Here is a 227-nt window from a genome sequence, read left to right on the forward strand (position 1 = left end):
TGCTCCTTAGAAAGGAGGTGATCCAGCCGCACCTTCCGGTACGGCTACCTTGTTACGACTTCGTCCCAATCGCCAGTCCCACCTTCGACGATTCCCTCCCCGCAAGGGGGTTGGGCCACCGGCTTCGGGTGTTACCGACTTTCGTGACGTGACGGGCGGTGTGTACAAGGCCCGGGAACGTATTCACCGCAGCAATGCTGATCTGCGATTACTAGCGACTCCGACTT

The 227-nt window shown here is 59.0% G+C and carries 1 rRNA gene; it reads right to left on the reverse strand.

The annotated features are described in order from the left end of the window. Positions 1-10 precede the first annotated feature (10 nt). A 16S ribosomal RNA gene (locus DTL70_RS33090) occupies positions 11-227 on the reverse strand; the annotation flags it as partial.

It is taken from the genome of Streptomyces diacarni (genome assembly GCF_003323715.1).
GTDB classification, from domain to species: Bacteria; Actinomycetota; Actinomycetes; order Streptomycetales; family Streptomycetaceae; genus Streptomyces; species Streptomyces diacarni.